The sequence below is a fragment of the Nocardia sp. NPDC003726 genome, from assembly GCF_053586955.1.
In genome coordinates, this window is sequence record NZ_JBSFNF010000023.1 from 73,466 (window position 1) to 86,832 (window position 13,367).

Here is a 13,367-nt window from a genome sequence, read left to right on the forward strand (position 1 = left end):
GGAGCACTGTCATGGCCGGACGAACACCGAGCGCCGCGGTACGCATATTCCGGCGCGAACGCCTGATCGGCCGCTACCTGGTCAACCCGGCCGTCGGCCTGCTCGACCGGCTCGGCATCCGATCGTCGCTGATCGCCGAACTGGAGACGGTCGGAGCGAAATCCGGGCAGCCGCGGCGGGTGCCGGTCACCGCGTCGATCGACGAGACCGGCGCGTGGCTGATCTCGCAGCACGGCTATCGCTCCGGCTGGGCCCGCAACATCGCCGCCGACCCGCACGTCCGGCTCCGGCAGGGCAGCCACTGGCGCACCGGCACGGCCGCCTTCGTGCCGCAGGACGATGTGGTGGCACGCTCCCGCACGTTCGCCAAAGGGCGCGTCGCCGCCGCCGTCGCCGAACGCACCATGAAAGCGCCGGAAAGCGACCCGATCTCGGTGCGCATCACTTTCGCGGGCGCGTGACCACCGAACCCAGGAAGGAACGGACATGATCGGCTCGGTCTCGGTGCCCGCCTCTCCGGTCGAGGCGCTGCTGCGCACCCTTTCGTTGCTGCTGTGCAGCCTCTCCGCGGGCGGACAGGGCTGTGCGGTGATCCAGTGATTCTCACACCGCCGCGCGCACCGCGCCCGGCGTGAGCGGCTCGTCGAGCAGCCTGCGGAACCGATCGGCCCGGTCCTCGGCTTCGGCCGCGCGATCGAGCCAGCCACCCAGCAGCCGGTATCCCTCGACGTAGGTGGAGATATAGGCGCGCCACAGCGGCGAGGACAGGAAGCGCAGCGACTGGCGCGCCCGCTCCGGCGTCGTCAGGCTCCAGGTCTGCAAGAACTCCGCCACCTCGTCGTGCGAGCGGCCCCGGTCGTGCAGCAGCAGCGCGGCGTCCTGGCGCACGCCCAGCAGCTTCGCCGAGGCGTTCGAAAGGCGTTCGGCTCGTTCGCCGTCGAAGCGCAGCCCGAGATCCGCGTAGATCTCCTGTGCCCACTTGCCCCAGCCGGGCCCGACGATGGAACGCAACGCCAGATCGGCGAGGCCCTCGGCCATCAGGCACTGCGGGGTGTTGACCAGGAACAGCGTCTGCTCGGCCTGCCCGGCGGCGACCAGCCCGGCTTCCTTGCGGCAGTGCTCGGTGTGGTGGCCCGGGTAGGACTCGTGCGCGATCAGCTGCGGCAGGTGCGCCATGTGCTGCTCGAGGTCGGAGTTGATCGCGACGCGGGAGCGGTAGTTGCCCAGGTAGTAGTTGAACCCGGACCAGGGCTTGTCTCCGACCACCTCGTAGGTGACGTGCTCGTGGTCCGGCAGCGGGTAGCGGGCGCGCACCAGCTCACGCAGCGCACCGGAGAACGCCTCGACGCAGACCGCCAGGCGCTCCGGCGGGATCTCGTCGGCCTTGCGATGAGCGGCCATCCGCTCGGACAGCGGACCGTCCCCGGCGAGCACCTCGTCCATCTGCCGGTGCGCCTCGCGGTAGTCGTCCACGTCGCCGGGCGTGATGTCGACGTCGAAGTAGGCGCGCACCTCGTCGATGAAGCCGATGTCCTCGCCGGCGAACTTCCGTGCGGAGCACTCCAGCGCGCGCAGGTGCACGTCGAGGAACTCGGCGCGCTGCGGCGTCAGTCCGGCCTCCGACACCGCGCCGCGCAACTCGGCGGCCCGGCGGGCCAGCTCGCGCGGCTGCGGGGCCGGCGCGGCGCGCACCTCGTTGCGCAGCGCGGGATCACCGGTGTAGGCGTCGACGAATCCTTCCTCCAGCCGGTCGAAGGCGAGGCCGAGCCGCAGGTATTCGGTCACGAGCGGATGCGCTTCCATGCCAGCCGAGATTAGCGGCCCACACCTGGGGCATCGAGCCGGTTACCAACCGGTAGTGGCACCCCGCTCGGCTCATCGTGTCGGCGCGGAGCAGAATTCGCCTATGCGGCGACAGCTAGACCGAATCTCACCGGATCCGCACGGTAACTGTGCGTGTTTGCCGAAACGGAGCGTCGGGTAAATGGCACGAATGAGCGAGCCGAGTCCCTACGTGGAATTCGACCGGAAACAGTGGCGGACCCTGCGTAAATCGACTCCCCTGGTGCTCACCGAGGAAGAACTCATCGGCCTGCGCGGCCTCGGGGAACAGATCGATCTCGAAGAAGTCGCGGAGGTGTATCTCCCGCTCGCTCGTCTCATCCACCTGCAGGTGGCCGCGCGGCAGCGACTGTTCGCCGCGACCGCCACATTTCTCGGCGAAACCCATCCCGACCAGCAGGTGCCGTTCGTGATCGGCGTGGCGGGCAGCGTCGCGGTGGGCAAGTCCACCACCGCGCGCGTACTGCAAGCCCTGCTCGCGCGCTGGGATCACCACCCGCGCGTGGACCTGGTCACCACCGACGGATTCCTCTATCCCACCGCGGAACTCACCCGGCGCGGCATCATGCACCGCAAAGGTTTTCCGGAGAGCTACGACCGCCGCAAGCTGCTGCGATTCGTCACCGAGGTGAAATCAGGCGCGGCCGAGGTCTGCGCGCCGGTGTATTCGCACATCTCCTACGACATCGTGCCGGACAAGCTGCACTGCGTGCGCCAGCCCGACATTCTGATCGTGGAGGGGTTGAACGTGTTGCAGACCGGTCCGCGTCTGATGGTGTCGGATCTGTTCGACTTCTCGATCTACGTGGACGCGCGCATCGAAGACATCGAGAAGTGGTACGTGCAAAGGTTTCTCACCCTGCGCAAGACCGCGTTCGCCGATCCGAACGCGCATTTCCACCACTACTCCGGATTCACCGACGAGCAGGCGACCGCCGCGGCGCAGGAGATCTGGAACAACACCAACCGGCCGAATCTCGTGGAGAACATTCTGCCCACTCGCCCGCGCGCGACCCTGGTGCTGCGCAAGGACGCCGATCACAGCATCAATCGGCTGCGACTGCGGAAATTGTGATTCCGCTTACAATTTCCACGCTTCGTCGAGGCGCTGCGCGACATCGATATCCCGCACCGCGGCGATGTGCGGCTTACGGATCTCGGCGGAGATATAGCGGGCGACGAAACGCCTGATCTCGTGATCGACGCCGGCGAGAGCGCGCAGCATTTGCCCGCGCCTGGTGGCGGCGGCCACGCTGACGCGCACGTCGGCCGGGCGCGGCTCGGCGATATCGATCACCACCCGCAGCGGCGCCGCCGTGTGCACCGTCAGGCGCAGATGCACGGTTCCCTCGACGTGGAACCGGTGCCGGTCGACCGCCAAGTCCAGTAGCAGGTCGACCTCCAGCGGGATGATCAGTTCGAACGCGATGGTCTCGTCGTCGCGACGGCCCAACCGGGACGCGCCGAGCCGCACCTGTGCGGTCACCTTGGCCAGTCGGCCCGGCCCGGCCCCGATCGGGCCGAAATCGAAGGCGCTACCGGTCAGCTGGGCGAACGCGCCCGAGATGCGCGCTTCGGAGGCGGCGTACTCCAGGAAGCGTCTACCGAACTCCGCATAGCTGATCGAGTCGTCCGGTTCGCCCCGCGCGGCTCCGGCGGGCCGGTGATCGAACGAGCTCATGAGACCGCACGGTACGCGAGAAGCGTGGTGATGGCGCCGGATTCACCGGCGCGACCCCGGATCAGACGCCGAAACGGCGATGACGCGCGGCGAAGTCGCGCAGCGCCCGCAGGAAATCCACCCGGCGGAACTCCGGCCAGTACGCCTCGGTGAACCATATCTCCGAGTATGCGCTCTGCCACAGCAGGAACCCGGACAGCCGCTGCTCGCCGGAGGTGCGAATGACCAGGTCTGGGTCCGGCTGACCGGAAGTGTAGAGATGCTGGCCGATGGCGTTCACGGTGATCGACTGCACCAGGTCCTCGCCGGTCTCGCCCGCGGCGATCTCCTGACGGACCAGCGAGCGCACCGCGTCGGCGATCTCCTGCCTGCCGCCGTAGCCGACCGCGACGTTGACGTGCACGCCGTTGCGGCCGTCGGTGCGCTCGGCCGCGGTGCGCATCCGCTTGGCGATCAGCTCCGGGAAGCCGTCGAGCGAGCCGACGATGCGCACGCTCCAGTTCTGCTCCGGCGCCGACAGCTCCTCCACCACGTCGGTGATGACCTCGAACAGCGTCTCCAGCTCGTCCGGATCACGCTGGAGATTCTCGGTGGACAGCAGGTACACGGTCACCATCTCGATGCCCTCGGCCTCGCACCAGCCGACCAGCTCGGCGATCTTCAGCGCGCCGACCCGATGGCCGTGGCTGACGTCGGTGAAACCGTTCTCCCGCGCCCACCGGCGATTGCCGTCACACATCACCGCGACGTGCCGGGGATGCTGCTTGCCGGCCAGCTGCCTGGACAGCCGGGCCTCGTAGATGCGATACGGCAGACCCCGCACCTGACTCGGAAGTTCCACGCGGGCAACCCTACGCCTCGGCGACACGAACGCGGCATCGACCGCGATACGCCGGTACAGTGGCCGGGAGCACGCAAGTTACGGTTGCGTAGGTTACTGACGGGTTCAACTACCGCGTCCGTCCTCGGTCCGGCGTGGGGCCGTGGACAGGCTGCTCCTGCCGTCCCCACTAGGAGGTATTCGTGTCCGAATCGGTCGACGCCGCCGATGCGGCAGTGGTCACACCGGTTCCCGCCTCTGCGGGCGAAGCGCTCGCCGGGGCACTGGTCAAACCGCGCATGCGGGGCTGGATCCACACCTGGGCCGTCGGCGTCGCCGCGATCGCGGCCGTCGTGCTGATCGCCACCGCCGCCAGGGTCTCCGCGACCGCGGGGTGGTCGACGCTGGTCTACGGGCTCACCGTGTGCGGGCTGTTCGGCGTGAGCGCGGTCTATCACCGGGTGACCTGGCCGACCGCGCGCGCCCGCATCCGGATGAAGCGAGCGGACCACTCGATGATCTTCCTGTTCATCGCGGGCAGCTACACCCCTTTCGCCCTGCTCGGCCTGCCCGGACGCACCGGGCAGACGCTGCTGGCCGTGGTCTGGGCCGGTGCGCTGGCCGGAGTGGCACTGAAACTGCTGTGGCCCACCGCGCCCCGCTGGGTCGGCGTTCCGCTGTATTTGCTGCTGGGCTGGGCCATCGTGCCGGTGGCCGGCCAGCTCAACGGCCAGATCGGCATCGCGCCGCTGATCCTGCTGCTGATCGGCGGCCTGTTCTACAGCGGCGGCGCGATCCTCTACGCCACGAAGTGGCCGAACCCGTGGCCCACCGTCTTCGGGCATCACGAGTTCTTCCACGCGGCCACGGTGCTGGCCGCGTTGACCCACTACGCGGCGGTGTGGCTCGTGGTCCTGCGCTGAGCGCATAGAGTCGACGGGGAGGTCGGACGAGAGGGGCGGCGCAGGCAATGGAACAGCGTGCGTCCGAAAGCCGCGCGGCGATTCGGCATCCGCGCCGCGAGCGCCGGTGCGCGGGCGGGCCGAGGCCCGATCGGGCGGTGATCCACCCCATCGCCTGCTCCGCGCTGCCGGACGACGGACCGACGATGCCGCGGTGCGGCTGGTCGGCGGGCGGGTCCGGGGAGATCACCGGGAAAACTCCTGTGCCGGTCGCCGTGGCTCTATGCTGCTCGTTCGTGTTCTCCGTCGCCGCCTCGTGTGGCATCGCCCTGCCGTTTCCGGCGGTCGCGCGGCGTCTGCCGCCCTCGGGACGGGCGCTCGGTGATCTTCGGTCGGCGGAGTCTCCGGTATCAGCCCGGATCGCGAAGCACCAGCCGCTGCGCTCGGGCAGCTGCGGGAACCCTGCGACCGCCGCCTTCGGAAGGCGGGTCATCACCCCAGCAGGTGCGGAGTCCATGGCGGGCGCGGCACCTACACCGGAGCGGGCCCGCACCGGCCGGGCATCGGGATCGCGAATCCGATGATCGCGAAACTCGTCCTCTGGGCGCTCAAAGCGCGGGGTGGCCTGGCCGCGCTGGTCACCACGGCGAATCTCAGCGGTCTCGCGGTGATCGTCACCCAGCTGTGGCTCAACGGGTTCCTCGGCAGGCTGGGCACGGATTGGGTGCGGGCGCTCGCCTTCGTCGGCATCTATCCGGCGGTGGGGTTCGTGGCCGGCATCGTCCTGGCCGTGCGCGATCGCAAGTTGTACTTCGGCTGGCTCGACGCAGGGCGCAAACCCACGGAGGTGGAGGCGCGGCGCCTGCTGCTCCTACCCGTCGCGATCAGCATGCGCGCGCTCGCGCTGTGGATTCCCGGCGTGATCGTGGCGACGGTCATCTTCGCGCGATTGAGCCCGGACAACGATCCCGGCGTGACGGCGGCGCTGTTCACGATCGGCGCCTTCGAGTCGGCGGCGGTCACCTTCCTGATCGTGGACCGGTTGATCCGGCCGACGATTCCGGTGGTCGCCGGGGTGCTCGGCTGGACCATGCACTGGAGTTCCTCCGTGCTGGTGCGGGTCGTGCTGACCTGGGCGGTGGCGGCGGCGCTCCCGCTGCTCATGCTGATCGTCGTGCTGGCCGATCCGGTGGCCGCCGCGCCCGACCGGGTGCGCACGGCCATCTACCTGTCCGCGGTCGGGATCGGTGTGGGCGCGCTGGCCACGGCGTTCCTCGCCCGCGCGGTCGCCGCGCCGATGCGCACCCTGCGTCGCGCGCTGGACCGCATCGCGCAGGGCGATCTCGGTGCCCGGGTGCCCATCGGCAGCACCAGCGAGATCGGCCGCTTGGAGCACTCGGTCAACGAGCTGGCGGCGAACCTGCGCGAGCGGGAGCGGATGCGGGAGGTCTTCGGCAGGCACGTCGGCCCCGAGGTGGCCGAGCGCGCCCTGGCCCGCGGGGCGGATCTCAGCGGTGACGTGCGCGAGGTGTCGGCGCTGTTCGTCGACGTGACCGGGTCGGTGGAGCTGTCCACCGGGCTGCCGCCGCAGGAGTTCGTCGCCAAGCTCAACCGCCTGCTCGCGATCGTCGTCGCGGCGACCGAGGAGAACAACGGCCTGGTCAACAAGTTCGAGGGCGACGCGGCGCTGTGCGTCTTCGGAGCGCCGATCGCCCTGCGCGACAACGCGACCCCGGCGTTGCGGGCGGCGCGGCGCATCCGGGACGAGGTGCTCGCCACCGGAGAGCTCGACATCGGGATCGGCGTCGCGCGCGGCCCGGTCTTCGCCGGCGACGTCGGCTCCGACACCCGGCTGGAATTCACGGTGATCGGCGACGCCGTCAACGAGGCCGCCCGTCTCACCACGGCGGCCAAGGAGGTGCCGCGGCGAATCCTGGTGAGCCAAGCGGTGATCGAGGCCGGTACGGAAGACGAACGGGCCAAGTGGACGTTCTACGACACCATCGTGCTGCGCGGCATGAAGGACCCGACGTTCTGCTGGACCGACATCGACACCTCCGGCGCTCGAACCGAGCGCGTCGAGACCCGCACCGCGAAACTCGACAGCGCCGACCTGCCCGCCGACACCAACCCGGTCATCGAGATCCACACGGTCGCGGAGCCACCCGACGGCACCGAGCTGCCGGACGCCGAATTCGACGCTCCGCACCGGCGTTAGATCGCCGCGCGCACCGGGTTCTCGGGCCAGGAGAGCCCGCCGGACACGGCATCGCGGTAGTCCTGCGGCCGCCTCGGCAACATGATCGAGCGCTGATGCCGCAGGCTCACCGCATCGACGCCGCTCGATCTGTGCCGAGTTCGTTCCGGCCGACCTCGGTGGCCGGTAGATCGATCAGGTCCGTGCGGTCGCCGTCCCGCCCGCCGTGGCAGCGGAATCATCGGCGCCTGTGCGCCAACCGTTCGACCGCCACCCGCCGGCGGACGCCTGATCCGCTCGGCGCGTCCAACAATCTCGCGGCGTTCCTCGTCCGCGCCGCGCCGCGGGATGACGCTGGATCGCCTCCGTGAAGCTTCCCGCCCGGCCGAGACGGCACCGCGCAACTGTCCAGCATGGGTATCGCGGCGGGCACGTCGAGGGACCGCCAGCGGCCGGTGCGGCCGACCGAGCAGCACGCCGACGAGCTCGTGGACGGCGGTGCGGGGCACGCACAGCAGGAACTCGACCGGATCGGCTCGCATGCAGCGGTGGTCCGGCCGGGGCGGTGAGTTCACTTTCGGCTGCCGCTCCACCGAGAGGCCTCTGATGCCGTGGAGGCCGGACTCGAGACCGGGCCGGTGCGGCCCGGCCCGGATACCCGGCCGCTAAGTGCGCAGCAGTGCCGTGCGGAGCTGGTCGGGAGTGGAGACCGGGAGGTCGCAGACGGAGCCGCGGCAGACGTACGCGGCGGCGGCGTCGCGGACAAGGGGCCGATCGGCCAGCAACGGGACGGCGTTCGGGGCGGCGGCGAGGACGACGGAACCCCCGGGGGCGGCCGAACGAGCCGTGGCGAGCAGCTCGGCGGAAGGGGCCGCCGCTTCGGTGGCGATGGCGACTTGCAGCGGGCCGCGCAGGGCCGCCTCCGCCACGGTGAGCCACTGGCCCGCCGAGCGCGGCGCGCGCGCCAGCACGATCGCCCCGCGGTCGAGCGTGCGGTCGGCGAGCTCCCGGTAGCGGACGGCCCGTTCCGGGTCGCTCGCGGCCGCGGCGGTGAGCAGCGCTTCGGCCAGTGCGGAGGCGCCGGCGGGGGTGGCGCCGTCGATCGGGTCGCGCGGTCGGGCGACGAGGGTTTCGGCGTCGTCGGCGGTGTCGAACCAGCTGCCCGGTCGGTCGGGGTCGGCGAAGTGCTCGATCGCGATGTCGAGCAAGCGCTGGGCGTCGTCCAGCCAGCCGAGTTCGCCGGTGGCCTGGTGCAGCGCGAGCAGTCCGGTGACCAGCCAGGCGTGGTCCTCCAGGATGCCGGGCGCCGCGCCGGCGACCCCACCGAGCGAGGCGCGCCGCAGCCTGCCGTCCACCACGTGCTCGGCCAGCAGGAAGCGCGCGCACCGGACGGCGGCGGCGGTCCATTCCGGCTCGTCCAGCGCGCCCGCCGCCTCGGCGAGCGCGGTGATCGCCATCCCGTTCCACGCGGTGACCACTTTGTCGTCCCGGTCCGGCTGTGGACGGCGGTCGCGGGCGGCGATCAGCGCCGCGCGGACGTGTTCCAGCCGCGCGGCGTCCTGCGGCGTGGCGGGTTCGGTGTATCTGGTCAGCACCGAGGTGCACTGTTCGAAATTGCCCGCGGTGGTGACGCCGAAGAATTCGGCTGCCCACGCCCCGTCGATCGGACCGAGCACACCGGCCAGTTCGGCGGGCGTCCACACGTACGTCGCGCCTTCGACGCCTGGCTTGCCGGGTTCCAGGTGGGTGTCGGCGTCCAGCGCCGAGGCGAAACCGCCCTGTGCGGTCCCGAGGTCGTCGAGCAGGAACCGCACGGTTTCCCGGGTGACCCGGTGCGACAACGACTCCGGAAGCCGCGATGTGCTGCGCCGGGCCAGGTGCGCGTAGGCGCGCAGCAGCTGGGCGTTGTCGTAGAGCATCTTCTCGAAATGCGGCACCACCCAGGCGGCATCGACCGAGTACCGCGCGAACCCGCCGCGCAACTGGTCGTAGATGCCGCCGCGGGCCATGGCTTCGGCCGTGCGGGCCACCACGTCGAACACCGCCCGGTCGCCGGTGCGCTCCCAGTGCCGCAGCAGGCCCTCCAACAGCGCCGACGGCGGGAACTTCGGAGCGCCGCCGAACCCCCCGTGTTCGGCATCCTCGTCGCGCAGCACGGCGGCGACGGCGTGGGCGAGCAACTCCGGGGTGATCGTCAGGTCCGCGTCGGGCAGTCCCCCCGCTTGGTCGCGCAGCGCCGCGGCCACCTGCGCGGAGGCCTGGTTCACCTCCTCACGCCGGTGCTGCCAGGTTTCCGTGACCGCGGTGAGCAATTGGGTGAACGACGGCATGCCGCCGCGCGGAAGCTTCGGGTAGTAGGTGCCGCAGTAGAACGGTTCGCCGTCCGGAGTCAGGAAACAGGTCATCGGCCAGCCGCCTTGCCCCGTCATCGCGACCGTGGCGTTCATGTAGACCGCGTCCAGGTCCGGCCGCTCCTCCCGGTCGACCTTCACGCAGACGAAATTCTCGTTCATCTGGTCGGCGGTGGCCTGATCCTCGAACGACTCGTGCGCCATCACGTGGCACCAGTGACAGGACGCGTACCCGACCGACAGCAGGACGGGCACGTCCCGCTCCCGCGCTTCGGCCAGTGCCTCCGCGTCCCACTCCCGCCAGTGCACCGGGTTGTCCGCATGCTGGCGCAGGTACGGGGACGTCGCCTCTCCGAGCCGGTTCATGGCTCCACCGTACGACCCTTCTCGGCGCCGTGCGGGCACCTTGTCCGTGACTCTCCCGTGACCCGGGGACGACGCGGAGGTGCACACGCCGCGCCGCGTACGGGGCGAAGAAGGCCACCGCCGTGCCGAAGGGCTGGTCTCAGTTCCGGCGCGGCCAGCGTCTGGTTGTCGCCGTGCTGCGGCTGGTCGCTCCAGACCGGCACGGTCCACCGGCACTTTCCCTCCAAGGAAGCGCTCTATCTGGCCGTCGCGATCGATCAGCTCGAGCAACTGGTCGCGGAGGCGAAGCAGATCGCCGCCAACGGGACCTCCGACGTGGCTCTGTTGTCGCGGATGATGGCCTCCGGCGCGCGGAACGCGACCGTGAGAACCGCGCTCGCGGCCGCGGATACGACTTGCGAACCGCCGCGCCGGACCTCGCCACCCACCAGGTCGCGGGCCTGCTCGACCGCGCCCAGTCCGTCGGCGCCGCACGCCGAGACGTCACCGTCGAAGAACTGATGGCGCTGCTCGCCGGCGCATTCGCCGCGATCCGCCACGCCGGAGCCGAGACGAGTGAGACACGTTCTGCCCACATAGCCCACATAGCCCACATCATCCTCGACGGAATACGGCCGCGGCGAAATTGAGAATGTTCTCGGCGACAGCTGCCAGACTTTTCAGCTCTCTGGAAACAGCGGGCTACGTGCGGGCCATTACCTCGCGCCCGACATATGCCAGCAACCGGCGATGTGCCGGTTCGTCCGCGGCGACGAGCACCTCGGGACCGAAAATGCCGGGGGCGCGGAAGGAATCGATGCCGCCCATGGTCTGCATGGTGGCGAGCAGTTCGCCACACAGCTGGTCGTCGGCCAGATCCGGCCGATCGATGGCGACCGCGATGTCTATCCCGTGCACCAGAACCTCGGTGAGGTGCACCAGCGCGGCCGTGGGGCCGGGCAGTTCCCCGAGCGAGATGCCCACCGTGCCGTCCAGCGCGTCGGGCCGGTGCCAAGCGGCGCGGTCCACTTCCGCGGCCGCGGCGTACGCACCCTGCGGATCACCGCCGAGCCAGTCGGATTCGTGGTCGGCGCCCGCGTCCGTGCCGCTCAGCGCCGCCGCGAAGAGGTGCATACCGCCCACCGTGTGGTTGAGAACGGCACGGACATCCCAGTCCCGGCACGGCGTCGGCGTCGTCAGGCCCGCTCCCGCCACGGCGGCGACGATCGCTCCGGTCGCATCCAGTGCGCGGTCGATCTGTCCGATCACGTTGTCCATGAGCATCCTTCGGTCGAGCGGTTTGGCTGAATTGGTAACACAGGACACCGACAAGCGCGCGGCAATGCGAACTCCAGCTTGCGCCGAAAAAGTTGCCGACAGTGTGCTTCTCGTGACCCCTGGTTGAATCGGATGCGCGTGCGCTACAACGCGACCCAGAAACGCGCGAACCGGCCCCGGCGCCGACCACGTCTACTTCGGACCCAAAAGTGTCGCCACCTTTTCTCGAACGCCCGACCGGCGAATTCTCCTTTCCACGGGGGAACTGGCGATCCGCGCGTTCACAGCGGCGCGGTAGGGGAACCCGAAAGGCGTGCGCGGGCCGATTCGGTGGCACCGTCTTCCAGGGTCATCCACAGCGCGGGGTGCCATCGGCGAGGCGGTATCCCGCTGCTGGAAGCGGGCCACGTCGCCGACTGGCCGTTCTGAGCGGCCGGGGCCGAAACCGTTCCGCGGTCTCGGCCCCGCAGTCTGCCGGAGCACGCCGTCGGCCGCCGGACCGACGCGGCCTTCCGGAGCCCTCATGGCTCACCCCAGCACCGGGTAGTTCGCCCGGATGACGCCGTGCGGGTCGCGGGCCCGTTTGATCTCCCGCAGCCGGGTCAGCGTCGCCGAATCGAACGCGGCCTCGGCCGACTCGCCGGGCGTGAGGAAGGTATACGGCTTGCGGCCGCCGATCTGCCCGCTCACCGCGTCGACGATGGCGGTGCGCCGCGCCTGAACCGCGTCGCGCAGGTGCGGCAGCCCGACACCGAGGCAGTAGAGCAGGTACGGCTCCGCGATCGGACCCCGCGCGCCACCGTCCGGCCCGGCTTCGGCCAAGGCGCCACCCAGATGGCGGATCTGCACGTTGGCCAGCGGGGCGACCGGTTCCTCGATCAGGGTCTTGACCACGGCGTCGCCCAGATCGGTCAACTGCTCCGCACGGGACAGCGACGGGCTCGGGTCGGTGGGTTCGGCGGTCACGGAGCCGATGTCGGCGGGCCCGAAAACACCACGCTTGTCGAGAACGGTGTCCCCGATGGCGTCGAACGCGGCCACCAGCGCCCGGCCGCGATCGGGATCACCCAGGTAGACCGCGTCCACGCCGACCATCGGCGGTGCGTCCGGGATCTGCAGACGCTGGAACCACACCGACAGTTCGTCCGGAGCCGCGGCGGTGACCTCCCGGAAGGCGTCGAACACGTCGCGAATCCGCGCTTGCGGCCACAGCATGCGCCCGCCGAACAGTTCCGGCGCGGGGAACAGGTCGAACTCGAGCGCCGTCACCACGGCGAAGTCGCCGCCGCCGCCGCGCAGCGCCCAGAACAGCTCCGGATCGTCCTGGGGCGTGACCCGGCGCTGAGCGCCATCGGCGTCGACGATCTCGAACGCGCGCACCGCGTCGGAAGCCCAGCCGTACTTGCGGCCGAACCAGCCCATGCCGCCGCCGAGGGTGTAACCGGTGACGCCGACGACCGGGTTGCTGCCCGCAAGGCCGGTCAGCCCGTGCCTGGCCGAGGCCGCCTGCACCCGGCCCCACGGCACTCCGGCGCCGACGCGCGCCACCCGACGCGCGGGGTCGATGTCGATGCCGTCCAACAGCCCGGTGCGCAGCAGGATCGCCTCGGGCACCCCGCCGGACGCGCCGTGGCCGGTCGGCTGGGTGACCACCGGCACGCCCACGCGGCTCGCGTACCGGACCACGGCCGCGACGTCACCGGCGTCCCCGGCCCGCACCACGGCGGCCACCGGCTGGTCGACGGTCGTCGTCCACGGCCGCGCCGCGGTCTCGAAGCCCTCGTCACCGGCCACCAGCACGCGGCCGGGCAGCGTGGCGCGCAGTTCGTCGAATGTCATTGCTCTGTCCTGACTCTCAGCGTTCGGAAGCAGACGCGCGCAACGAAATCCGGGTGCCGGCCTCCGGCGGGAGGCCGCGGTTCGCGCCGCGACTACCTCATTGACGAAAGAG

The 13,367-nt window shown here is 70.5% G+C and carries 12 protein-coding genes; 6 read left to right on the forward strand and 6 right to left on the reverse strand.

The features are described 5' to 3' along the window. Window positions 1-11: 11 nt before the first annotated feature. Window positions 12-461, forward strand: a complete 450-nt coding sequence (locus tag ACWDMM_RS26165) for a nitroreductase family deazaflavin-dependent oxidoreductase (RefSeq protein ID WP_449939986.1) — start codon at window positions 12-14, stop codon at window positions 459-461. Between the two features lie 142 nt (window positions 462-603). Here ACWDMM_RS26165 and ACWDMM_RS26170 read toward each other — a convergent pair whose 3' ends face one another. Next, a complete protein-coding gene (locus ACWDMM_RS26170) occupies window positions 604-1,803 on the reverse strand; it encodes a DUF885 domain-containing protein (RefSeq protein WP_449939987.1) in 1,200 nt (399 codons plus the stop codon). A 181-nt stretch (window positions 1,804-1,984) separates the two neighbouring features. On the opposite strand from ACWDMM_RS26170, the gene coaA reads away from it, so the two are divergent. Further along, window positions 1,985-2,917 (forward strand): type I pantothenate kinase, encoded by a 933-nt coding sequence (coaA, locus tag ACWDMM_RS26175; RefSeq protein WP_195082537.1) that lies wholly within the window; start codon window positions 1,985-1,987, stop codon window positions 2,915-2,917. Between the two features lie 6 nt (window positions 2,918-2,923). Here coaA and ACWDMM_RS26180 read toward each other — a convergent pair whose 3' ends face one another. After that, entirely contained in the window at window positions 2,924-3,523 is a 600-nt protein-coding gene (locus tag ACWDMM_RS26180; RefSeq protein WP_357208264.1) for a hypothetical protein, read from the reverse strand. Window positions 3,524-3,584: 61 nt separating this feature from the next. After that, window positions 3,585-4,364 carry an isoprenyl transferase gene (locus ACWDMM_RS26185; protein WP_067809301.1) on the reverse strand — a complete coding sequence of 260 codons (780 nt, stop codon included), beginning with the start codon at window positions 4,362-4,364 and terminating at the stop codon, window positions 3,585-3,587. Window positions 4,365-4,642: 278 nt separating this feature from the next. Between ACWDMM_RS26185 and trhA the strand changes: the two genes are divergently transcribed. The 3 genes from trhA to ACWDMM_RS26200 all read left to right on the forward strand — a co-directional run bounded on the left by trhA (window position 4,643) and on the right by ACWDMM_RS26200 (window position 8,011). Next, window positions 4,643-5,266: a PAQR family membrane homeostasis protein TrhA gene (gene trhA / locus ACWDMM_RS26190; protein ID WP_067809364.1), complete on the forward strand. Its 624-nt coding sequence runs from the start codon at window positions 4,643-4,645 to the stop codon at window positions 5,264-5,266. A 559-nt stretch (window positions 5,267-5,825) separates the two neighbouring features. Then, window positions 5,826-7,463: an adenylate/guanylate cyclase domain-containing protein gene (locus tag ACWDMM_RS26195; protein ID WP_195082535.1), complete on the forward strand. Its 1,638-nt coding sequence runs from the start codon at window positions 5,826-5,828 to the stop codon at window positions 7,461-7,463. Between the two features lie 392 nt (window positions 7,464-7,855). Beyond that, window positions 7,856-8,011 carry a hypothetical protein gene (locus ACWDMM_RS26200; RefSeq protein ID WP_195082534.1) on the forward strand — a complete coding sequence of 52 codons (156 nt, stop codon included), beginning with the start codon at window positions 7,856-7,858 and terminating at the stop codon, window positions 8,009-8,011. A gap of 96 nt (window positions 8,012-8,107) precedes the next feature. On the opposite strand, the gene ACWDMM_RS26205 is transcribed toward ACWDMM_RS26200, so the two are convergent. Further along, complete coding sequence (locus ACWDMM_RS26205; protein ID WP_195082533.1) at window positions 8,108-10,159, reverse strand: thioredoxin domain-containing protein; 2,052 nt, start codon at window positions 10,157-10,159, stop codon at window positions 8,108-8,110. 173 nt (window positions 10,160-10,332) lie between these two features. On the opposite strand from ACWDMM_RS26205, the gene ACWDMM_RS26210 reads away from it, so the two are divergent. Further along, window positions 10,333-10,788 carry an SbtR family transcriptional regulator gene (locus tag ACWDMM_RS26210; RefSeq protein WP_449940033.1) on the forward strand — a complete coding sequence of 152 codons (456 nt, stop codon included), beginning with the start codon at window positions 10,333-10,335 and terminating at the stop codon, window positions 10,786-10,788. A gap of 52 nt (window positions 10,789-10,840) precedes the next feature. Here ACWDMM_RS26210 and ACWDMM_RS26215 read toward each other — a convergent pair whose 3' ends face one another. Together ACWDMM_RS26215 and ACWDMM_RS26220 are read right to left on the reverse strand one after the other, a co-directional pair. Continuing rightward, the gene (locus ACWDMM_RS26215; RefSeq protein WP_449939991.1) at window positions 10,841-11,416 is read right to left on the reverse strand and encodes a TIGR03086 family metal-binding protein; all 576 of its coding nucleotides are present in this window, start codon (window positions 11,414-11,416) and stop codon (window positions 10,841-10,843) included. A gap of 528 nt (window positions 11,417-11,944) precedes the next feature. After that, window positions 11,945-13,255, reverse strand: a complete 1,311-nt coding sequence (locus ACWDMM_RS26220) for an FAD-binding oxidoreductase (RefSeq protein ID WP_449939994.1) — start codon at window positions 13,253-13,255, stop codon at window positions 11,945-11,947. Between the last annotated feature and the right edge of the window lie 112 nt (window positions 13,256-13,367).

What these genes read in the sequence shown, in the direction of transcription:
- ACWDMM_RS26165 (WP_449939986.1), top strand. Translation starts at nt 12, where the DNA reads ATGGCCGGACGAACACCGAGCGCCGCGGTACGCATATTCCGGCGCGAA.
- ACWDMM_RS26170 (WP_449939987.1), bottom strand. Translation starts at nt 1,803, where the DNA reads ATGGAAGCGCATCCGCTCGTGACCGAATACCTGCGGCTCGGCCTCGCC.
- coaA (WP_195082537.1), top strand. Translation starts at nt 1,985, where the DNA reads ATGGCACGAATGAGCGAGCCGAGTCCCTACGTGGAATTCGACCGGAAA.
- ACWDMM_RS26180 (WP_357208264.1), bottom strand. Translation starts at nt 3,523, where the DNA reads ATGAGCTCGTTCGATCACCGGCCCGCCGGAGCCGCGCGGGGCGAACCG.
- trhA (WP_067809364.1), top strand. Translation starts at nt 4,643, where the DNA reads ATGCGGGGCTGGATCCACACCTGGGCCGTCGGCGTCGCCGCGATCGCG.
- ACWDMM_RS26195 (WP_195082535.1), top strand. Translation starts at nt 5,826, where the DNA reads ATGATCGCGAAACTCGTCCTCTGGGCGCTCAAAGCGCGGGGTGGCCTG.
- ACWDMM_RS26200 (WP_195082534.1), top strand. Translation starts at nt 7,856, where the DNA reads ATGGGTATCGCGGCGGGCACGTCGAGGGACCGCCAGCGGCCGGTGCGG.
- ACWDMM_RS26205 (WP_195082533.1), bottom strand. Translation starts at nt 10,159, where the DNA reads ATGAACCGGCTCGGAGAGGCGACGTCCCCGTACCTGCGCCAGCATGCG.
- ACWDMM_RS26215 (WP_449939991.1), bottom strand. Translation starts at nt 11,416, where the DNA reads ATGGACAACGTGATCGGACAGATCGACCGCGCACTGGATGCGACCGGA.
- ACWDMM_RS26220 (WP_449939994.1), bottom strand. Translation starts at nt 13,255, where the DNA reads ATGACATTCGACGAACTGCGCGCCACGCTGCCCGGCCGCGTGCTGGTG.